An 18,851-nucleotide genomic window follows, 5' to 3' on the forward strand; every position below is an offset into this window, starting at 1 on the left:
CCCCTCAGGTAATTTTTCTATTGTTATTGTGATGTTTGCAACATTTTTTATACTTTCTATCATGATGAAAAGTATATCTTCTTGTCAAGTTATTTCTATGATTTAACTCAATCATCCATTTATTAATTATTTTTATGTATCTAAAACATAAAGGGTGTGGTAAAATATTTGGATATGGGATATTGGAAAGGGCTAATACACGCATATAGAGAATATCTGCCGGTTTCTGACAAGACACCTATTATAACGCTTTACGAAGGCAATACTCCTCTTATAAAAGCTCAAAGAATACCAGATATGTTAAAAGTAGGGGTGGAGCTTTACTTTAAGTTTGAGGGTTTAAATCCTACCGGTTCTTTCAAGGATAGAGGTATGACAATGGCCATATCAAAAGCTGCTGAATCTGGTAAAAGAGCTGTGATATGTGCATCCACCGGAAACACTTCTGCTTCTGCCGCTGCTTATGCCGCTAGGGCTGGCATGAAAGCTTTTGTAGTGCTTCCAAAAGGTGCCGTAGCCCTTGGTAAACTATCCCAAGCCATCATATATGGTGCAAAAGTAATAGCGCTTCTTGGAAATTTTGACGATGCTCTTTTTATAGTAAGGAAAATAGGCGAAGTTTTGCCAGTAGAAGTTGTAAATTCTGTAAACCCATACAGGATAGAAGGCCAAAAAACCGCCGCCTTTGAGATAATAGATGCTTTAGGCGATGCTCCAACCTATCATTTTATACCAGTAGGCAACGCCGGCAACATAACAGCCTATTGGAAAGGCTACAAAGAGTATCAAGCTTTAGGAAAATCAAAAAGATTGCCAATTATGATGGGATATCAAGCAGAAGGCTCAGCACCCATAGTAAAAGGCTATCCTATAAAAAACCCTCAAACCATAGCCACCGCTATAAAAATAGGTAACCCTTACAGTTGGAGAAACGCAATTCAAGCTGCCAAAGAATCAAACGGCAAAATAGATGCGGTTACAGATGAGGAAATACTCTATGCTTACAACTTAGTAGCTTCTTGTGAAGGTGTCTTTTGCGAACCTGCATCAGCTGCTTCTGTAGCTGGCTTTATCAAAAGCGCAAAAGAAGGCATTTTCAAAGAAGGCGATGTGGTGGTGTGTACTTTAACTGGCTCTGGCTTAAAAGACCCAGATACCGCTATGAAATCCGCCCAAAGCCCTATAGAGGTCCCACCAGATTTAAACCAAGTTTTAAAGCTTATAGAAATTTAAAGCTTTTCTATGATAATGTCTCCGTAGTGTTCTTCTTGATATATATCTGCATGTTTGTCGTATTGAATAAACATAAGGGCTGTGAATTGGACTGAAGCTTTGTCTTTATCTATTATCTCGGAAAAGTATAGCTTTGGCTTTTGATTTATGGTAGATTTTAGATACTCTATCACATCTTTTAATATGGACCTATGAAGAGGAATTTTGCGTTTTTTCATAATAGAGCGATGTCTTTCTTTTGTGAGGGTATACTTTTTTCTTTCTTTTGATATTTTTGGTGTGTTTTGTTGTTCTTGTGGTTCATCTATAGGCTCTATTTGAGATTCATCATACATCTGGACAAGCTCTTTTAACGTAAGTCTTTGGCGGTGTATCTTTGGTTTTGGAAACAATATCTCAAGCTTTTTTTTGAATAGAAATGTAGCTGCCGATAAAGCGTTGGCGGGTATTCTCATATCATGAAGCTCCATATTTCTTATTTGCTCTATGTAAAGTTGTGCTAAATTTGCTATGTCTATGCTCCATGGGTCGATTTTGCCTTCTTCTACAAGCGGTATCAAAAGGCTAAACGGATGGTCTTCTGGAAGTTTAAAATCCACTGACATAAGTTTCTACAAACCTTTTAAGCGCTTCTTTATCGCCGTCGTATTCATAAACTACGTTTTCTAAAGGCTCTTTTATATCGCCTACTTTTACTTTGGGAAAAGCCATATACTTAAAACCTTCTAATATTATCAAATCGTAATCTTTAAAAAAAGCTATAGCTTCATCGACAGTTTTTGGCTTTTGATACAAAACAAAGGTATCTTTTGATAAAATAGCGCTTTGGTGGTTTAAAGAAAGTATTCTGGCGCTGTCAGAGTTTTCTTTATCAAAAACGGCGTGCCCTTTGGGGTCATGTTTTATGTAGGCTATTTTGTAAATATTCTCAAAGCTTTTGATAATCTCTTCTATTAAGGTAGTTTTTCCACTGTTGTGATATCCTACAAAAGATAGGATTTTCATAGGGATATCTCGGTGCCTATTCCTTCTTTTGTGAATACTTCTATGAGTATTGAATGCTTTATTTTACCGTTTATTATATGGACTTTTCTAACACCTCTCAAAATAGCATCTATGGCAGAGTTTATCTTAGGTATCATACCTTTTGTAATAGTACCATCTTCTATAAGCTCTTTGTATTGGGATTTATGTATAGAAGATATAGTCTTCCCGTTTTTATCTAAAATTCCATCGGTATCCGTTAAAAATATAAGTTTTTCCGCTCCAAGCTCACAGGCAATTTCCGTAGCCGCCATATCGGCATTTATATTGTACATTTGATTTGATTCTGGGTCTATGCCTATTGGTGCTATCACCGGTGTATAGTCATTTTGTATGAGTTCTCTTATCAATTTTGTATTTACCGCTTGGACTTTGCCTACAAAACCTATATCCTTGCCTTCGTAATAGTATTTTTTGCATATTAGCAAATTTGCGTCTATACCTGATAATCCTATAGCCCCATGCATATTTGACATTTCTTTATTTAGCATAGATACTATGTCTTTGTTTAACTTTCCTATCAGCACCATTCTTGCCACATCAAGAGAGTCCTTGTCGGTCTTCCTTATACCGTTTATAAATTCTGTTTGTATGTTTAACTTGTCTAACATGTTCGTGATGTCTTTACCACCACCGTGCACCAACACCACTTTTATACCGACATATCTAAGAAGGGCTATGTCCTTTGCAAAAGAATGCTTTAGTTCGTCTTCTTCCATGGCGGCCCCGCCGTATTTGACTACGAAAACCTTTCCGTAGAAATCTCTTATAAAAGGTAAAGCTTCTTGAAGTACCAAGGCTTTTTCTAAAAGTTGTTGCATAATAAAAGCCTCATAAAAGTTTTTTCTGCACAGACATAATAACAGTTTCAGATAAAGAAGGGTGAGTATACATACACCTTGACAAAAACTCCACATCTTTCCCGGCTTTTACCACGTGCACTACTTGATGAAGCAGTTCTCCGGCTTGTGGTCCCAATATCTCTGCTCCTAAAATCTCTTTTGTGTTGGCATCGTATATTACCTTTGCGTACCCTTCGGCTTCGTCGTCTATGATAGCTTTTGGGTTTTTAACGAAAGTGGCTGTGCCCACTTCATAATCTAGCTCCATATCCTCAGCTTGGTCTATGTTTATACCAAAAGATGCAATTTCGTAAGCTGAGTATATTATCTTTGGTACTATCCTGTAATCTAACTTTTCCGCATCGTTGTTTATATGAGCTACAGCGGTTCTTCCTTCATACATAGATTTATGAGCAAGCATCAAAGGCGATGTTATGTCTCCGCAGGCGTATATATGGTTTACAGATGTTTTTGCGTACTCGTCAATTTTTACATACCCTTTCTCTGTAAGAGCTATATCTGTATTTTCTATGCCTATGTCTTTTGTGTTTGGAGCCCTCCCAACAGCTTCCAATATAATATCATATTCTAAAACGGTACCATCTTTTAAAATGGCTTTTCTTTTGCCGTCTTCTTCTATAAGATTTTCTATAGTATTTGAAGTAAATATCTTTACACCTAAGTTTTTAAGCTTTTTGCTAAGATAAGAGGCGCTATCTTCTGATTCTGAAGGTATTATTCTCCTTGAAATATCTACCAAATACACATCTATATCGTACATTCTAAATATGTATGCGAACTCTACGCCCACTACACCAGCCCCTACTATAAGAACCGATTTTGGTTTTTCTGTAAGTCCCCAGATGGTATCTGTGTTGTATATTTTAAACTTTGTTTTATCGTAGTGAAGTATGCTAACAACAGAAGAACCGGTGGAAAGAAGTATGTATTTGCCTTTTACTACATCTCCTTTTGTAGTTTCTATGGTGTTGTTGTCTTTAAATCTACCTTTTCCATAATATATATCCACTTTTAAGCTTTTAGCATAAGCTTTGAAACTCTCTCTTATATCGGAGACAGCGTTGTCTCGGTTTTCTTTAAAAGCAAGCCAGTCTATATCTTGGCTGTTTATTTTTATGCCGTATTTTATGCCCCTTGAAAGATGCTCCATGAGTTTAGCACCAAATCTCATGTATTTAGATGGTATGCAACCTCTGTTTAGACAATTACCACCTATGGTTTTCTCAGATATGTCTATCATAGCTACATGCATGCCGTATCTTTTGGCGTGTAACATAGCTTCGTAGCCGCCAGAGCCTGCTCCAAAAATAACTATGTCATATTCCTTCATCTTCCTTGCTCCTATCCTTTTTGCTATTTTTAATTTTATTCTTTCTTCTTTCTTTGTAAACCTCTTGTCTTATGTCCTTAATCAATTTTTTATATTTGTAGAATACACCCGGTACTTTTATTGGCAAGTGGTAATATTTTTCAAGCATAAGCATAATATCTTCCGTGGTTAAATATTTTTTATTGGTGATAAGGGTTTTTATGTATTTATATATCCTTGAGTCTTTTTTCACTATGTTACCACTACGCACTTGTGATGATTTATGTATGTTTTATATACGTCTTCTATCTCTTTTTTTGTGACTGATTTTATAAGATTTTCGTATTCAAATATCGTATCCTTGCCAAGTCCCATAAGTTCAAAATACCCCATCGCATAGGATTTGCTAAATCTGGTTTGATGCTCCAAAGAAAAGTTTCCTATAAGCTTTTGTTTTGCTAAGTCTATGTCTTCTTCTTTTATGTTTAGATTTTTTATTATATCGTTTAAATCTTTTAAAGCGTTGTCTGATTTTTCTATAGAAGTACCTATGTATGCTATCATTTTAGAGCAATAGAGATTAGTAGAAACAGAACTGTTTACTGCATAAGCATAACCTTTTTCTTCTCTTAAAATCTTAAAAAGTATAGAACTCATTCCATTTCCCAATATTGCATTTAGCACTTTAAAAGCAAAATACTCTTTTTTATCCTTTGATAGTGGTGCATCGTAACCACACATAATACTAGCCTGAGCCCCGCCTCTTTTTATGCTGATAACCTCATCTTTGTCTACTTTAGGACAGATGTTTATAGATGGTGTTTCTTGGTTTTTAGAAAAAATATCCAATACGCTTTTTATGGTTTCAATGTCTTTGTCTTCTAAATTATCCGCTACAACGCTTGCAACATAATCTTTTTTTAATATATCAAAATATCTTTCCCGAACATCTTTTACCGATATACTTTTAACGCTCTCTTCGGTGCCTAAGCTTGATATCTCATAAGGAGTATTTTTATACAATATTTTTCTTAAATTGTCAAAAGCAAAATCAAAAGGCCTCTCTTTTCTTGATTTTAAAGTAGATAATACGTTTTGCTTTTCTATTTCCAAGGTTTCTTCTTCAAATACGCTGTTTGTAAGCACATCTTTTAAAGTATCCATAGATTCTTTTATATTGGCTTTTTTAGTAGCTATTGATATTGTTATAAAATCTCCGTAGGTTTTAAATCTTAGAAATCCGCCAACACTTTCAAATACTTCGTTTATCTCCTGGGAAGTTTTGGAGGTTGTTTTCTTTCCCATTAGTGATGTGGTAACGTTTGTAAGGCCCTTTATTGGTTCGTTGACTGCACCATCTTTTAAAAATATGTTTATAGCCACTATATCAAAATCAGATTTTGTGTTATGGTATATAAATTTTTCCATATTTAACTCCAAGAATCATCTTGATTTGTATCTATATCGTTACCCCAATCATCTCCACCGGCAAAATCTATGTTGTTGTCTGTATCTTGATTTATTATATCTTGGTTATCTATAGGGGGTTCGTTGTAATAGTTGTTTTCCACGATAGTGGGCCCCATGCCAAAGCCTCCACCAAAACCGCCGCTAAATATAGACCCCATCAAAGATCCCATCGCCATCATGCCAAGCAAATCCATAAAAGACATTCCACCACCCATCATACCAGGATTTATGGGTGTTTGATTTTGGTAGTTTGGTTGAGTGTTCATGTTTTGTAGATTTTTTAAATCATCGTGGGTTTCATAAGTACTTTTAACGCCTGTAGCCACTTCTTTTAGTTTGTCTTTGAGATTTTCAAAATAAACATAAGCTCCTTGTATATCGGCTACTTCGTTGTTTTTAAGCTTTTGAAGTAAATCTATCATGTTTTTTCTTATCTCATCCAATTCGTTTAGCCTATTTGAAAGGTCTTTTTTGGCTGGGTCATCGTCTTTCAAAGATACCAAATCAATAGATAATTTAGTTTTAACCTTTTCAATATTCTCAAGATACAAGGTAAGCTCTTGCATAAGCTTCGTTTTTATATCTTCTTTGTTTTTGTTCGTAAGCTTGTTTGACATGTATAAAAATATAGCCCCCACTATCAGTAAACCACCTATTAAGAAAAATATCATAGCACCTCCAAAGGTACCCTTTTTGACTTTGATTGATTTTTGTAAATCTCTCTCGTAATGTTTTAAATAACCTTTATGGGCAAAGGATTCTGACGGGTCAAGCTTTTTGGCTACGTTTAGCTCTTGTAAAGCTTTTTGATCTTTGCCTTCAAGGTAATACACCTGAGATAACATATAATGGGCTTTAGCAGAGTTTGGGTCTTTTTGTAACACCTCTTTCAAAAGCATTTCGGCTTTGTGATAGTGCCCAGCTTGTACTTCTTTGGCTATATCGGAAGGGGTTGGCAGTGCTAAAGCTAAGCTAAACCACATTAGAAGGAATATTATATATTTTTTCATATATTAAGCCTTTTTCTTCCTATGTTAAAAGCCAAAAACACCGCAAACAAAAACGCTCCAAGCATAAGAAATCCCATAATCTTCCATACTATTATACCTATTACAAGCACAATGGCTAGCAAAATAGCTTGCCCTATCATTTTAATCCCATCTCTTTCTTGAGGGCTTCGAGTTTCTCGTCTACTGTGCTTGTTTTTTCAAGGTTTTCAAATTCTTTTTCTATATCGGTACCAGTTTGTTCATCTTCTATGTTTTTCATAGCCTTAGCTCTTGCCTCTTCTTTTAGGACTTTTTCTTCTACTGAATCAAGCTTTTCTTTTGCATGAGAGTCCCCTATACCAGTGGTTATTTCGGAAGCCTTCTCTTGGGCTTTTGCCACTTCGTACCTTGTGCTTAGGATATCTGCTTTTGATTCTAATTCTTGTTTTTTGTTTTTTAGCTCTTGTATTTTGGCTTTTAGCTCATTTATAGAAGGCTCTAAAGCCTCAATCTGCTTTTGATAAACATCTGCTTGCTTTTTAGCTTCTTCTTCTTGCTCTAAAGCTTTTTTTGCCAAATCTTCTCTACCCGCTTGAAGGGCTTTCTTGGCTTTTTCGTGCCAATCGTTAGCCTCTTCTTCAAATTGGGCTTTTTTTTGCTTTAAAAGCTCGTATTCGGCCATTACGTTTACCATGCTGGCGTTGGCTTTTTCTATCTGCTCTTGTAAATCCCTTATCACTTGCCTTGCGGTTCTTCCGGGCTCTGACGCTTTATCAAGAGCATCGTTTAAAGCACCTTTAATTTGGGTCATTAGATTTTCTAAAAAGCTCATAAACTAACCTCCTCTTTATTATAATCTATATCCCCTAAATAAAATATCTGTGAGTTATAGAAAACTTTTTAACCTTTCTTTTATAAACTCTTTTGGTATAACACCGCTTATATTCCCATTTATGTTGAAAGTCCTACAAGAGTAAGATATTTGGTCTGGGGCCTTGCCTGTGTAGATATCTATGCCGTTTACGTATATAGACGGTGAGCCCATAAACTTTACTTTTTGAGCAGTTTCTAGATCTTTTACATCTATGCTGTTTATGGGTATGTTTATGTTTAGCTCTTTCAAAGCTTCTAAAAGATTTTGGTATGTGGGTTCAGAGTTTGGGCAACCCTGAAAGAATAAAAACTCTATTTTTTCTATATTCATCTTAAGCTCCTTCTTTGTTGCTTTTAAAAATATTTAATAAAAGCCTGTAAGCTTTTTCTTGTATGTCTTCTTCTATGTCGTCTATAAAACCCATCTCATAGAATAAAAATATACGTTCCAACGTGCCTATGAAAAGTGCTGTGGCGTATTCTGGTTGTATGCCTATTTCTTCGTGGCTCTTAAAAAATTCGTATATAACATCCTTTGGCATTTTACCATCTTTTAATCTTAGTTCATAGTCTATTTTAAAATAGTGAAATAAGTTTATAAACTTGAAAGCCTCTGGATTTGTAAAAGCGTAGTTTAAAAATGCTTCAGATAAGTTTTTTAAAGCCTCTTCAAAGTTTTGGGCTTTTGATAAGGCGCTGTTTAGATGTGTATAAAACTCCTGAGAGCTATTAAGAAAAAGAGATTTTACTATCTGCTCTTTGCTATCAAAATGTCTATATATAGCTCCTTCTGTTATGCCAACGGCTCTAGCTATATCTTTTATAGTAGTCTCTCTAATACCTTTGTTTGAAAATATCTTAAGGGCTTCGTGCAATATTCTATTTCTCGTTCTTCTTGGCATATCAAAATATTAACATAAGTAAATGTTAACAACAATGATTTATATTTCTGCTAAATATCAGTATAGCCGTATGGGCTGGCATAAAATCCTCTGGTCTTAATCTATCTGGATTTGGTTTTAATTTTCTAAGAAGTATTTCAGATATCTCATAAACAAAAAATTTATCTTTTGACGATTCTAAAAGCTTTGAAACTTGGTTGTAGGTAGGCACTAAAAAACATACGTTTGCGCCTGGCTTAAGCTCTTTGTGTAGCTTGTCTACGTATTCCCAAGGTTCTTTTGTGTCTATAAAAGCGCAATCAAAGAATCCTTCTTCGTATTTTGTATCGTTGTAATTTGCCAGTATGGCTTTTAACCTATCGTCTAAAAGTCCAAAAGTTTTTAAGTTTTTAATAGCGTTGTCGTAAGCTTTTTGGTTTTCTTCGTGGGTGTATAAAATAGCATCTTCTTTCATGGTTTTTAATATAACAGCGCTCATTACGGCACTTCCCATACCAAACTCAAGTATTCTTTTGCAAGACGGTATATCTAATTTTATGGCTGCATAAAAAGCGTCTTTTGGATAAACTATTTGAGTCTCTCTTTTGAATCCATATTTTACAATTTCTTCAATGGTGGGCTTTGCTACAAAAAATCCGTTTAAAAAAATACCGTCTTCTTTCCCTATGATGTCATCGTACTTTAGTATGTGAGATTTTACGTTTAGGCTTTCTCCTTTTTTAACTCTTTTTATATAGACTTTATCGCTATATCTTATTGTAACCAAATCATTTTCTAATATCATTATAGAGGTGATATTTCAAATAGAGGTTGGCCGTATTCTACTATTTCACCGTTTTCTACCAATATGCTTTCTATCCTACCCCTTATATCGCTCTCTATTTCGTTCATAACTTTTAAAGCTTCTATTATACACAAGGTTTGACCTGGTGATACTATATCCCCTACTTCTACAAAAGGTGGTGCATCTGGAGAAGGTGCTCTATAAAAAGTACCCACCAACGGACTCGTAATAACGTGATAGTTTGATTTTTGGGCTTCTTTTGGTGCTTGCGTTTCGTCTTTTTGCCTTGATACCTCTAAATGTCTTGTTTCTTTGGGTACTTCTTCTACTATATATGTTTGTCCTTTTTCAAGCTCTAATGTAAAATCTCCGGAGCTTAATTTTAGCTTTTGTAAACTAGAATTATCTAAGGCTTTTATAAGGGCTAATATAGGTTCTAAATCCATATCACTTTTTCTGTGCTCTGTCGAGCCTTTCTAAATATTGGCCTGTCCTTGTATCTACTTTTACTATATCGCCTTCGTTTATGAAAAATGGCACTTGTATTACAGCACCGGTTTCTAGTTTTGCAGGTTTTGAACCACCAGCCGCTGTATCTCCTTTGAAGCCAGGGTCTGTTTCTATTACTTCAAGCTCTACCGCCTTTGGAAGCTCTATGCCTATTGGTTTATTTTTGTAGATAAACACCACTACGGTCATGCCCTCTTTCAAAAACTTAGCCTCTTCCTTTATGTCCTCTGCGTTTATGCTTATCATTTCATGGGTGTTTTGAGTAAGGAAGTGGTATTCGTCTGCATCCTTGTAAGAAAACTCTGCAAACACTTGTTCAAAATCGGCAAGCTCTATGCTGTCAGAGGATTTGTAGGTGATTTCAATGGCGTTGCCAGTGTTCATGTTTTTGGCTTTTACTCTAACAAAAGCTTGACCTTTTCCGGGTTTTACGTGGTCGTAATCCACAACTCTGTAGGGCTCACCCTTGTACTCAATAAACATATCCCTTTGAATGCGGTTTATATCAATTTTTTCAGCCATGGCTTTTATTATAGCATAAATTTACCGTTAGATATTTTACAAATTGTTTTGCGCTTCTACCCGAATAACCACCAGCATTTAGGGCAAATCTATCCGCTTCTTGCTCAAATTCTTCGTTCCATTCCAAGTTTAGGCTTTTAACATGATGTTTTACAATGTTTATATACTGTTCTTTTGAAAAGCCCCAAAAACCAAGCCTAAGGCCAAATCTATCTACCAAAGCGTAAGCGTCGTTTAGACTATCCTCTGGAAACTTTTCGTCTTCCACTTTTTCTATAGTTAGATCTCTTTTGTTTGAAGTAGCATACACTATAAGGTTATTGGGGCGCTCTTCTATATCTCCTTCCAAAAGCGCTTTCATCAAAGAAAATCTTTCATCTTTTTCACTAAAAACAAGATCATCAAAAAACAAAATAAACCTATAAGGTTTATCATATATGTATTCGTATATAAAAGCCAAATCCTCAAGGTTTGATTTGTAAGCTTGTATCATTCTTAGCCCTTCATCTTTAAATCTATAAAGCATCGATTTTACCAAAGCAGATTTGCCGCTTCCTCTTCTTCCCCACAAAAGTGCATCGTTTGCCATATAACCTTTCGCAAAGCAGTGGGTATTTTTTATGAGCTTTTCTTTTTGGTCATCGATGAAAAGAAGATCATCTGGGTTTACAAGATCTGGTCTTTTGATAGGCTCTAAGTTTTTTTCTATTATTCTAAAAGCCACAAAGGTTTTTAGCTCTAAACTCATATAAGGTTGTATTTTTTTAGGACTTCTTTTAACTTTTCTTCGTTTTGAGGAAGCATTTCACAAAGAGGTAGTCTAAACTCTTTTTTTACCATACCCATCAAAGAAAGGGCGGTTTTTACAGGGATGGGGTTAGTCTCTATAAACATAATCTTAAATATTTCTAAAAGATGATAATGCATTTGCCTTGCTTTTTCAAAATCACCTTTTAAAGCATGAGTTGTTAGTTCTTTTACCTCTTTTGGCATCACGTTGCTGATTACAGATACCACCCCTTTAGCGCCCAAGCTCATCATAGGAAGTGTCAGAGAATCATCTCCAGAAAATACCGTGAAATTTGGTATTCTTTTTAAAATCTCTGATATTCTATCCATGTTTGGCGTTGATTCCTTGGAGCCTTTTATATTTGGATGGTCTTTTGCAAGTCTTTCTAAAGTATCCACAGATATTTCTATACCTGTCCTAGAAGGAATGTTGTAGATGTATATGTCTATATCTACTTCTTTTGCTATTTTGCTAAAATGTCTATAAAGTCCCTCTTGAGTTGGTTTGTTGTAGTATGGTACTACCAAAAGAGCACTGTCTGCACCCACTGCTTTTGCAAAGGTCGTAAATCTCAAAGCTTCTTCAGTGGAGTTTGCGCCAGTCCCAGCCATTATGTGTATGCGTTTTTTGGCGCTTTTAACGGCAAACTCTATAACAGCTTCATGTTCTTCGTAGCTTAAAGTAGGTGATTCACCTGAAGTGCCGCATACCAATATGCCATCCGTACCATTGGCTATTTGAAACTCTATAAGCCTCTCAAAAGCTCCGTAATCTACTTCACCGTTTTTAAAGGGTGTTACTATGGCAGTTATACTTCCTGTTAACATACTAATAATATAACCTAAAAATCTTTATTTGGCTTTTTATTTTACTCTATCTTTGGAAATAAACTTAGCTTACTTTTAATACCTTCAAAATCTATGCTGTAAGGAGTTGGAAACTTTATGGAGTTTATATTTGCACCAACGCTGTCAAACACTTCTTTCATTTTATGAGGCATAAAAGGATTTAACATCCAACAAGAGACAAGAATACCATCCACAAGTGTAAGAAGCACGTCTTTTAAAGAAGGATCATTGTTTTTGGCTAAGGCCCAAGGGGCTTTTTCATCCACATATTTGTTTAGATAATCTACAAGCTTCATAACCTCTTCTAAAGCTTTGTGAAATTGAAGCTCGTTCATATATTTATCAAAAGCATTTAAAACTTCATTTGCTAATGTCTTATAATGTTCATCTTCTTGTATTTGGCTTTTAGAAGTAATATTGTATTTTATGCACATAGCAAAGACCCTACTCACAAGATTTCCAATGCCGTTGGCTAGTTCTCCGTTTATACGTCTTTTAACAGCTTCTTTAGAAAAATCCCCGTCTTGGCCAAAGGCTACTTCTCTTAATAAGAAATACCTTGTTTCATCTAAGCCGTATTCGTTGACCACGTCGTATGGGTTTATAACGTTTCCCAAAGATTTTGACATCTTTTGACCTTCTACGGTCCACCATCCGTGAGCATAGACGTGTTTTGGGAGCTCCATATCAAGAGACATCAAAAATGCCGGCCAATAAACAGCGTGAAATCTCAAAATATCTTTCCCTACTATATGAAAATCCGCTGGCCAAAACTCCATCTTGTTTTTAAACTTTAAAGCGGATATATAGTTAAACAAAGCATCAAACCATACATATATGACATGGTTTTTATCAAAAGGAAGTTCTATGCCCCAGCTTACCCTTTCTTTTGGTCTTGTAACAGATAAATCTTTTAAACCTTGCTTTACAAAAGATACCACCTCTTCTTTGCGGTAGTCTGGTTTTATAAAATCTGTTTCGTAAAGCTTTAAAAGTTTATCTTGATATTTTGACAATTTAAAAAAATAAGTTTCTTCCTTTATAAAATCACACTTTTTCTTGTGTATAGGACAGTGATAATCAAAATCTTTTATCTCGGATTCTGGCTTAAACTCTTCACACCCAACACAATAGTATCCCTCGTAGTATCCTTTGTATATATCACCCTTTTCATAAACTTTTGCTATAATCTCTTGCACATAAGTTTTGTGATAATCATCTGTTGTTCTTATGATGTGATCGTAGGATATATCCAAAAAATCCCATAGGTTTTTAAAATTTTGGAAGTTTTTATCGCAAAGCTCCTTTGGACTTATACCTTTTTCTTCCGCAGCTTTTTGAAGCTTAAGCCCATGTTCATCTGTACCCGTCAGAAAAAATACGTTAAAACCCCTTTGTCTTTTATAGCGCGCTATAGTATCTGCTGCTATGGTAGTATAAGCATGTCCTATGTGCGGTACATCGTTTACATAGTATATGGGTGTTGTTACGTAAAATTTCATAGATACCAATATACCATACTTTATTTTGTTTTAAAAGCTAAACACACATGCTATAATAAAAATGTGAGAGTTTCAAAAACGTATAGGCTTAGTTCAAAAGTTATTATGAAGATAGAAGCTTTGGCTGAAAAACTTGATATATCTGCCACAGAGGTAGTAGAGAAAGCTGTAGAAGAATTATATTCCAAAGAAATAAAAGGTTTGCACTACGTATCCGTAGACAAATACAATGAAATAGTAGATAAGCTAAAAGAATCAAACGATGTAATAATATCGCTAAACAAGCAGATTGCTTCTTTATACGAACAAATAAAACAATTAGAATACGACAAAATATCTTTAGAGTTTAAATTGAAAGAAAAGGAAAGAGCTTTCAACAGGCTTAAAAAGAGAATAGAAAACGTGCCGTTTTGGAGAAAAGACATATCTGAGCTATTTGGTCCCAAAAAAGAAGACGAAGAAGATTAGATGTTTAAAAATTCTAAACTTATATTAAAAATAATATCTGGCCACTGTTTTTCGCTAAATTTTACAATAGAGCTTAGCGCTTGGTTAACCCCTTCTTTATCAACCCCCACTACAGCAGCACCTATTCTCGAGCGCTGCCAAGAATCGTGGAAATCCACTTCAGATACAGATATTTTAAAGTTGCTAACGAGCTTATCTTTTATAGACCTCACATAGTGTCTTTTTTCTTTCAAAGAAAGAGCATCTGGTATATAAAAATCTATTATTACTATACCAACAATCATAAAAAATATTATAGCTTGCTTTCTATCTCTTTTAAGGTATTTTGATAGGCTTTGTTGTTTGGTTCAAGTTTTAAAGCTTTTAATATGATGGATTTTGCTTTATCTTTTTCGCCCAGCTTGTAGTACGTATAAGCCAAATTGTTCATAGCGTCTGTGTTTTTAGGGTTTATTTTTATGGCTTTTTCGTAATATTTTACGGCATCTTTGTATTTTTTTTCTTTAAAAAGCGCATTGCCTAAGTCAAAGTATGCAATGTCGTAGTTTTTATCTTTTTTTATAGCCATTTTATACTGGTATATGGCATCCTTATAATCTTTTTGCTTTTCGTAAGTGTATCCAAGTTCTACATGTTCTTTGGCGCTAAGGGGGTCATGTACTATAACTATGTAAGAGCAGGAGCTTAGTATCATAGTAAAAGCCAAAAAAACAAGTTTTTTCAAGATATGATGCCACCCCCTAAGAGTGTATCGCCAAAATAAATAGCTCCTACTTGGCCTTTTGCTACTTGCGTTGCCGGTTCTTTTAAAAGTACTCTTACATCATCTTTATCTTCTTCTATATGCTTTATCGGTATAGGTTTTGAGTTATACCTGATTTGTATGTACATATTGTCTTTTTCAAAATTTTCCAGCCTATTGTAATCCTTTAATGTTATTGCGTCTTTGAAAAGATATTCTTTTTCACCTACGTAAAGTATGTTGTTTTCAATATCTTTTTCTACTACATAAAGCGGTTTATGATAAGACACCCCCAATCCATGCCTTTGGCCTATGGTATATTTGTGTATGCCTTTGTGTTTACCTAGTTTTTTTTGAGTAGCTATATGCACTATATCCCCTTGTGTCATGTCTATAAATTGAGATAGGTAATCTTCTAAATCCATACCTTTTAAAAAACATACATCTTGAGATTCTACTTTGTTAGCCACCGGAAGGTTTATTTTTTTTGCGATGTCTCTAATTTCTTGCTTTGTCATAAGGCCCACTGGAAACATAAGATAATCAAGGCTTTGTTTAGGGACAAGCGCCATGAAGTAAGATTGGTCTTTTTCTTTAGCCCTTTTTATTTTATTGCCTTCTTTTATCACGTAGTGCCCCGTGGCTAAAAAATCTATATCGGCAGTTTGTTTTAGATAGAAGCCCAAAAACGCAGTCTTTACATCTTTATTGCATATAGCACAAGGATTTGGTGTAAGCCCAGCTTTGTAGCTTTTTATAAAATAATCTATCACTCTTTCTTTAAATAGATTTTCCCAATCAAGCGTAATGTGTGGTATACCAAGTATATCGCATACTATTCTTGCATCTTGCACGTCTTTTGGAGAGCAGCATACCCTTGCGTTTTCTGGGCATTCTTCTTTGTAAAATCGTAGTGTAACGCCTATTACATCGTGACCTTGTTCTTTTAGCAAATATGCGGCTACGCTTGAATCCACGCCGCCACTCATACCGACAGCAATTCTCATGTTTACTTGTAAAGCTTGCTCAATATGTATAAAAATTGTTCTTTTGTTTTATAACCTTGATAAACTTTAAAGTGCCCATTTGGATATACAACAGCAAAAGCTGGAGTACCAAACAATCTGAACTTTCTAATAAACTTATTTCCGCCAGATTCATCTACATTTACCGAAGAAAATATAAAATGCTTATTTATAAAATCCACTACATCGGGCTTTTGCAACACATATTGGTCAAAAAGATCGCAATACGTACAATCGTTCCCGTAAAAGTATAAAAGCACCGGCCTATGCTCTTTTTTTGATAGCTCTTTAGCTTGGTTGTAATAATAAATATATAGCCCGTGCCATACGGTAGGGTTAGTGTTTGGTACATTGCTTGTGGTGCCATCGGCGAATACCATAATACTAAAAGCCAAAAACGTTAAAAAAATTCTAAAATACTTCATGTATATATGATAGCAGTTAAAAAGTAATCAAGTATAAGAATTAACATAGAAGATATTACAACCGATGATGTGGTGGCCCTACCAACACCCTGATTGCCACCGCTCGTCTTGAAACCAAAATAGTTGCTAACTGTGGCAATCACTATACCATATGCAAAAGCTTTATATAACCCCCCGTATATATCGTAAAAATCTACAATTTCCTTTGTTTTATCCCAATACATATGTCCGTTTATATGGAATATTAAGGTGCTTACGAGGTATCCGCCAATTATTCCAGAGATATCTGATAATATTGTAAGAAGAGGTAAATCAATCATGCAAGCAAAAAGTATCGGGCTTGTAATATATGCGTAAGGGTTTATAGCCAGCGTTTCAAGAGCGTCTATTTGTTCGGTAACCTTCATAGTACCTATAGAAGCTGTAATGGCAGAACCAACTCTTGCCACAACCATCAAGGATGTAAGCACTGGTCCAAGCTCCCTACCCATTGAAAGAGCTACCAAAGCCCCAATTAGATACTCTGAGTTAAACTTATGAAGGGTAGAATACGTTTGCAAAGCCAAAACCCCGCCCGTAAATAGCGATGTGGTAACCACTACCGGCACAGTATCGGCGCCTATGTAAACTACTCTATCTACAAAGTGTTTTAACTTTGGCCTATCTTTAAAGATGTGCAAAAGCGCTGTTAGAAAAATATAGAAAGCCTCTCCTAAGGCATTTATAAACTCTACCATTACTTTTTCTCCACCTTGTTTATTATAAAGTAAACTATACCTATAAAAAGCATCAATATACCAAGTATTAGAAGTTCAATGCTTTTCTTTGGATATAAAGATATTATAAGTATTTTTCTTATAATGGCAGCTAAAGCTATGCCAGCAAACACCTTAAGAGATAGAGAAGCCCCTTTTAAATGCTTTATTTCTTCGTTTAAAAGCTCGGATATAGCATACAAAATAAGCGTAGAACCAAGTATCTCGAGGGCGGTAGACTCTGGTGACACTCTACCAAGCACCAAATTTACCAATTCGTACAGTATCCATCCACCACCCACTATAGCTAAAAAGCTCATTATGGTAACAATAAAAAGGTCTATTGACCTTGAAACTCCTTGTATGGCTTCTATGAATATTTTTTGGATTTTGGAAGTACCTAAATATGTTTTAAATTCTTCTTCTCTATAAGCCTCTGTGATAATATCAAGGTTTATATCAAGGATTTTATCGATGGATTTTAAAATCTTTATCTTTTCGTCTGCATCGGCTGTTTTTTCTATGACTAGTGTCTCTATAAACTCTCTAACAAAATTCATTGAAGAGTTTAAATAATGAGGTGGTAAGCCTATCTGAACGTGTCTCATACCTATGCGCTGAACTTTTGAAATATAAATATGGTCAATGTTTCCTTCAAAAAGCCCCAAAAACCAAGCTTGTAAGTGGGCTTTGTGCCTTTCTTTTATTTTTTCATCTTTTAAATACCTGTCCTTGTCTTCAAATATATTAAAATACTCGTAAAGCTTGTTTACAAAATCATCCTTATGTTTAATCGCTATATCCTTCATCTCTTTAAGGTGTCTCTCATCTTCTTCATTCCAACTATAATGCTTTTTAATCTCTTCTATGCTTCTCATTGATAGCTAATATTATATGCTAAAATAAAAATCTTATGCATAGGTCTATAGATAAAAAAGCTTTTATTTTGTTGATAGTGCTATCTTTTATATGGGGTTACAACTGGGTTTTGATGAAGCAGGCTATACAGTATATGCCAGAGCTTTATTTTGCCTTTTTTAGGACTATATTTGGTGCTTTTTTGCTTTTTGGTATATTGGCTTTTAACAAGAAAAACCTAAAAATAACACATTTTAAATATGTGAGCATACTGGGGTTTTTACAAACTACAGGTTTTGTGGGTCTTACCATATTGGCTCTTAAATTTGCTAAAGCTGGTAAAACAGCGATATTAGTTTATTCTATGCCTTTTTGGCTTGTGTTGTTTTCTTGGAAGATTTTAAAAGAGATACCGGATAGAAAGGAAATAATTAGCAACGTTGTAGCTTTTCTGGGGCTTTTTCTTGTGTTAGAACCTTGGGATATGATAGGCAACAAGGGATTTTTGGGCGATGCTCTCGCTATCTTAAGCGGTATATCTTGGGCTTTTGCAGTAATATGGCAGAAAAAACACCGCAACTTAAATGCCGATATAATCTCGTTAAACGCATGGCAGATGTTTATAGGAAGTATAGGTATTTTGATATGCGCTTTAATGTTTGAGAGATTTTATATAAGGTTTTCTTATTTTCTTTTGTTTGCTATATTCTACAATGCAGTTTTGGCAAACGCTTTAGCATGGGTTATATGGAGTTATGCAATAAAAAGACTTCCTTCTGGTTTTATGGGACTTACGATGCTTACTACACCTGTAATAGGTATGATTTCTTCTATGATTATTCTAAAAGAGCGTATGGATATTTACGAAATAATTGGGTCTTCTCTTATTGTTTTAGGTCTTTTAATAAACACCTTAGACCATATAAGAAAAGCTTAAAA

26 protein-coding genes are annotated in these 18,851 nt (G+C 34.9%); 3 read left to right on the forward strand and 23 right to left on the reverse strand.

The genetic code is table 11. The annotated features are described in order from the left end of the window. Positions 1-174: 174 nt before the first annotated feature. Positions 175-1,233 carry a threonine synthase gene (thrC, locus tag ACP5S8_RS00690; RefSeq protein ID WP_461870106.1) on the forward strand — a complete coding sequence of 353 codons (1,059 nt, stop codon included), beginning with the start codon at positions 175-177 and terminating at the stop codon, positions 1,231-1,233. Here the strand turns inward: thrC and ACP5S8_RS00695 are convergent. From ACP5S8_RS00695 to metG, 17 genes are all read right to left on the reverse strand, one after another. After that, positions 1,230-1,838, reverse strand: a complete 609-nt coding sequence (locus tag ACP5S8_RS00695; protein WP_461875313.1) for a segregation/condensation protein A — start codon at positions 1,836-1,838, stop codon at positions 1,230-1,232. The two genes, thrC and ACP5S8_RS00695, sit on opposite strands and share 4 nt — an antisense overlap. Further along, complete coding sequence (locus ACP5S8_RS00700; RefSeq protein ID WP_461870104.1) at positions 1,822-2,238, reverse strand: molybdopterin-guanine dinucleotide biosynthesis protein B; 417 nt, start codon at positions 2,236-2,238, stop codon at positions 1,822-1,824. The genes ACP5S8_RS00695 and ACP5S8_RS00700 overlap by 17 nt, the downstream gene beginning before the upstream one ends. Continuing rightward, positions 2,235-3,098 (reverse strand): acetylglutamate kinase, encoded by an 864-nt coding sequence (gene argB, locus ACP5S8_RS00705; RefSeq protein WP_461870103.1) that lies wholly within the window; start codon positions 3,096-3,098, stop codon positions 2,235-2,237. The genes ACP5S8_RS00700 and argB overlap by 4 nt, the downstream gene beginning before the upstream one ends. Positions 3,099-3,108: 10 nt before the next feature. Continuing rightward, positions 3,109-4,470, reverse strand: coding sequence for a dihydrolipoyl dehydrogenase family protein (locus ACP5S8_RS00710; RefSeq protein ID WP_461875314.1), 1,362 nt, complete (start codon positions 4,468-4,470; stop codon positions 3,109-3,111). Beyond that, the gene (locus tag ACP5S8_RS00715) at positions 4,457-4,624 is read right to left on the reverse strand and encodes a hypothetical protein (RefSeq protein WP_461875315.1); all 168 of its coding nucleotides are present in this window, start codon (positions 4,622-4,624) and stop codon (positions 4,457-4,459) included. Before ACP5S8_RS00715 ends, ACP5S8_RS00710 begins: the two co-directional genes overlap by 14 nt. Positions 4,625-4,701: 77 nt before the next feature. After that, positions 4,702-5,877 (reverse strand): M16 family metallopeptidase, encoded by a 1,176-nt coding sequence (locus tag ACP5S8_RS00720; RefSeq protein ID WP_461870100.1) that lies wholly within the window; start codon positions 5,875-5,877, stop codon positions 4,702-4,704. Positions 5,878-5,879: 2 nt separating this feature from the next. Next, entirely contained in the window at positions 5,880-6,902 is a 1,023-nt protein-coding gene (locus tag ACP5S8_RS00725) for a tetratricopeptide repeat protein (RefSeq protein ID WP_461875316.1), read from the reverse strand. Positions 6,903-6,925: 23 nt separating this feature from the next. Continuing rightward, positions 6,926-7,069: a hypothetical protein gene (locus ACP5S8_RS00730; RefSeq protein WP_461870098.1), complete on the reverse strand. Its 144-nt coding sequence runs from the start codon at positions 7,067-7,069 to the stop codon at positions 6,926-6,928. Then, a complete protein-coding gene (locus tag ACP5S8_RS00735; RefSeq protein WP_461875317.1) occupies positions 7,066-7,740 on the reverse strand; it encodes a PspA/IM30 family protein in 675 nt (224 codons plus the stop codon). Before ACP5S8_RS00735 ends, ACP5S8_RS00730 begins: the two co-directional genes overlap by 4 nt. 54 nt (positions 7,741-7,794) lie before the next feature. Then, positions 7,795-8,112, reverse strand: a complete 318-nt coding sequence (locus ACP5S8_RS00740) for a DF family (seleno)protein (RefSeq protein ID WP_461870096.1) — start codon at positions 8,110-8,112, stop codon at positions 7,795-7,797. A gap of 1 nt (position 8,113) precedes the next feature. Further along, entirely contained in the window at positions 8,114-8,683 is a 570-nt protein-coding gene (locus tag ACP5S8_RS00745; protein WP_461875318.1) for a TetR/AcrR family transcriptional regulator, read from the reverse strand. Positions 8,684-8,708: 25 nt separating this feature from the next. Then, positions 8,709-9,467, reverse strand: coding sequence for a tRNA (adenine-N1)-methyltransferase (locus ACP5S8_RS00750; protein WP_461875319.1), 759 nt, complete (start codon positions 9,465-9,467; stop codon positions 8,709-8,711). Continuing rightward, entirely contained in the window at positions 9,467-9,913 is a 447-nt protein-coding gene (gene accB / locus ACP5S8_RS00755; protein ID WP_461875320.1) for an acetyl-CoA carboxylase biotin carboxyl carrier protein, read from the reverse strand. Before accB ends, ACP5S8_RS00750 begins: the two co-directional genes overlap by 1 nt. A 1-nt stretch (position 9,914) precedes the next feature. Next, entirely contained in the window at positions 9,915-10,499 is a 585-nt protein-coding gene (gene efp, locus ACP5S8_RS00760) for an elongation factor P (protein ID WP_012513402.1), read from the reverse strand. Next, positions 10,492-11,247 carry a DUF815 domain-containing protein gene (locus tag ACP5S8_RS00765; RefSeq protein WP_461875321.1) on the reverse strand — a complete coding sequence of 252 codons (756 nt, stop codon included), beginning with the start codon at positions 11,245-11,247 and terminating at the stop codon, positions 10,492-10,494. Before ACP5S8_RS00765 ends, efp begins: the two co-directional genes overlap by 8 nt. Then, positions 11,244-12,116, reverse strand: a complete 873-nt coding sequence (dapA, locus tag ACP5S8_RS00770; protein WP_461875322.1) for a 4-hydroxy-tetrahydrodipicolinate synthase — start codon at positions 12,114-12,116, stop codon at positions 11,244-11,246. The genes ACP5S8_RS00765 and dapA overlap by 4 nt, the downstream gene beginning before the upstream one ends. Positions 12,117-12,157: 41 nt before the next feature. Next, complete coding sequence (metG, locus tag ACP5S8_RS00775; RefSeq protein WP_461875323.1) at positions 12,158-13,639, reverse strand: methionine--tRNA ligase; 1,482 nt, start codon at positions 13,637-13,639, stop codon at positions 12,158-12,160. Between the two features lie 63 nt (positions 13,640-13,702). Between metG and ACP5S8_RS00780 the strand changes: the two genes are divergently transcribed. After that, positions 13,703-14,107, forward strand: coding sequence for a hypothetical protein (locus tag ACP5S8_RS00780; protein WP_461875324.1), 405 nt, complete (start codon positions 13,703-13,705; stop codon positions 14,105-14,107). Here the strand turns inward: ACP5S8_RS00780 and ACP5S8_RS00785 are convergent. Genes ACP5S8_RS00785 through ACP5S8_RS00810 form a run of 6 tightly spaced genes read right to left on the reverse strand, consistent with a single transcriptional unit; the run spans position 14,104 to position 17,932 of the window. After that, positions 14,104-14,391, reverse strand: coding sequence for a DUF503 domain-containing protein (locus ACP5S8_RS00785; protein WP_461875325.1), 288 nt, complete (start codon positions 14,389-14,391; stop codon positions 14,104-14,106). The genes ACP5S8_RS00780 and ACP5S8_RS00785 overlap by 4 nt on opposite strands. An 8-nt stretch (positions 14,392-14,399) precedes the next feature. Further along, the gene (locus ACP5S8_RS00790) at positions 14,400-14,831 is read right to left on the reverse strand and encodes a tetratricopeptide repeat protein (RefSeq protein ID WP_461875326.1); all 432 of its coding nucleotides are present in this window, start codon (positions 14,829-14,831) and stop codon (positions 14,400-14,402) included. Further along, complete coding sequence (gene mnmA, locus ACP5S8_RS00795) at positions 14,828-15,856, reverse strand: tRNA 2-thiouridine(34) synthase MnmA (RefSeq protein WP_461875327.1); 1,029 nt, start codon at positions 15,854-15,856, stop codon at positions 14,828-14,830. The genes ACP5S8_RS00790 and mnmA overlap by 4 nt, the downstream gene beginning before the upstream one ends. Before the next feature lie 2 nt (positions 15,857-15,858). Then, positions 15,859-16,299: a thioredoxin family protein gene (locus ACP5S8_RS00800; protein ID WP_461870084.1), complete on the reverse strand. Its 441-nt coding sequence runs from the start codon at positions 16,297-16,299 to the stop codon at positions 15,859-15,861. Next, a complete protein-coding gene (locus ACP5S8_RS00805; RefSeq protein WP_461875328.1) occupies positions 16,296-17,036 on the reverse strand; it encodes an MlaE family ABC transporter permease in 741 nt (246 codons plus the stop codon). Before ACP5S8_RS00805 ends, ACP5S8_RS00800 begins: the two co-directional genes overlap by 4 nt. Then, positions 17,036-17,932 (reverse strand): protoglobin domain-containing protein, encoded by an 897-nt coding sequence (locus ACP5S8_RS00810; RefSeq protein WP_461875329.1) that lies wholly within the window; start codon positions 17,930-17,932, stop codon positions 17,036-17,038. Before ACP5S8_RS00810 ends, ACP5S8_RS00805 begins: the two co-directional genes overlap by 1 nt. Positions 17,933-17,967: 35 nt before the next feature. On the opposite strand from ACP5S8_RS00810, the gene ACP5S8_RS00815 reads away from it, so the two are divergent. Further along, entirely contained in the window at positions 17,968-18,849 is an 882-nt protein-coding gene (locus ACP5S8_RS00815; protein ID WP_461875330.1) for a DMT family transporter, read from the forward strand. Positions 18,850-18,851 lie beyond the last annotated feature (2 nt).

Source organism: Hydrogenobaculum sp. (genome assembly GCF_049967395.1).
Taxonomy (GTDB): Bacteria; Aquificota; Aquificia; order Aquificales; family Aquificaceae; genus Hydrogenobaculum.

Bases quoted from the DNA above. Each gene is read 5' to 3' on its own strand.
- thrC (WP_461870106.1), top strand. From the start codon at position 175: ATGGGATATTGGAAAGGGCTAATACACGCATATAGAGAATATCTGCCG.
- ACP5S8_RS00695 (WP_461875313.1), bottom strand. From the start codon at position 1,838: ATGTCAGTGGATTTTAAACTTCCAGAAGACCATCCGTTTAGCCTTTTG.
- ACP5S8_RS00700 (WP_461870104.1), bottom strand. From the start codon at position 2,238: ATGAAAATCCTATCTTTTGTAGGATATCACAACAGTGGAAAAACTACC.
- argB (WP_461870103.1), bottom strand. From the start codon at position 3,098: ATGCAACAACTTTTAGAAAAAGCCTTGGTACTTCAAGAAGCTTTACCT.
- ACP5S8_RS00710 (WP_461875314.1), bottom strand. From the start codon at position 4,470: ATGAAGGAATATGACATAGTTATTTTTGGAGCAGGCTCTGGCGGCTAC.
- ACP5S8_RS00715 (WP_461875315.1), bottom strand. From the start codon at position 4,624: ATGCTTATGCTTGAAAAATATTACCACTTGCCAATAAAAGTACCGGGT.
- ACP5S8_RS00720 (WP_461870100.1), bottom strand. From the start codon at position 5,877: ATGGAAAAATTTATATACCATAACACAAAATCTGATTTTGATATAGTG.
- ACP5S8_RS00725 (WP_461875316.1), bottom strand. From the start codon at position 6,902: ATGTGGTTTAGCTTAGCTTTAGCACTGCCAACCCCTTCCGATATAGCC.
- ACP5S8_RS00730 (WP_461870098.1), bottom strand. From the start codon at position 7,069: ATGATAGGGCAAGCTATTTTGCTAGCCATTGTGCTTGTAATAGGTATA.
- ACP5S8_RS00735 (WP_461875317.1), bottom strand. From the start codon at position 7,740: ATGAGCTTTTTAGAAAATCTAATGACCCAAATTAAAGGTGCTTTAAAC.
- ACP5S8_RS00740 (WP_461870096.1), bottom strand. From the start codon at position 8,112: ATGAATATAGAAAAAATAGAGTTTTTATTCTTTCAGGGTTGCCCAAAC.
- ACP5S8_RS00745 (WP_461875318.1), bottom strand. From the start codon at position 8,683: ATGCCAAGAAGAACGAGAAATAGAATATTGCACGAAGCCCTTAAGATA.
- ACP5S8_RS00750 (WP_461875319.1), bottom strand. From the start codon at position 9,467: ATGATATTAGAAAATGATTTGGTTACAATAAGATATAGCGATAAAGTC.
- accB (WP_461875320.1), bottom strand. From the start codon at position 9,913: ATGGATTTAGAACCTATATTAGCCCTTATAAAAGCCTTAGATAATTCT.
- efp (WP_012513402.1), bottom strand. From the start codon at position 10,499: ATGGCTGAAAAAATTGATATAAACCGCATTCAAAGGGATATGTTTATT.
- ACP5S8_RS00765 (WP_461875321.1), bottom strand. From the start codon at position 11,247: ATGAGTTTAGAGCTAAAAACCTTTGTGGCTTTTAGAATAATAGAAAAA.
- dapA (WP_461875322.1), bottom strand. From the start codon at position 12,116: ATGTTAACAGGAAGTATAACTGCCATAGTAACACCCTTTAAAAACGGT.
- metG (WP_461875323.1), bottom strand. From the start codon at position 13,639: ATGAAATTTTACGTAACAACACCCATATACTATGTAAACGATGTACCG.
- ACP5S8_RS00785 (WP_461875325.1), bottom strand. From the start codon at position 14,391: ATGATTGTTGGTATAGTAATAATAGATTTTTATATACCAGATGCTCTT.
- mnmA (WP_461875327.1), bottom strand. From the start codon at position 15,856: ATGAGAATTGCTGTCGGTATGAGTGGCGGCGTGGATTCAAGCGTAGCC.
- ACP5S8_RS00800 (WP_461870084.1), bottom strand. From the start codon at position 16,299: ATGAAGTATTTTAGAATTTTTTTAACGTTTTTGGCTTTTAGTATTATG.
- ACP5S8_RS00805 (WP_461875328.1), bottom strand. From the start codon at position 17,036: ATGGTAGAGTTTATAAATGCCTTAGGAGAGGCTTTCTATATTTTTCTA.
- ACP5S8_RS00810 (WP_461875329.1), bottom strand. From the start codon at position 17,932: ATGAGAAGCATAGAAGAGATTAAAAAGCATTATAGTTGGAATGAAGAA.
- ACP5S8_RS00815 (WP_461875330.1), top strand. From the start codon at position 17,968: ATGCATAGGTCTATAGATAAAAAAGCTTTTATTTTGTTGATAGTGCTA.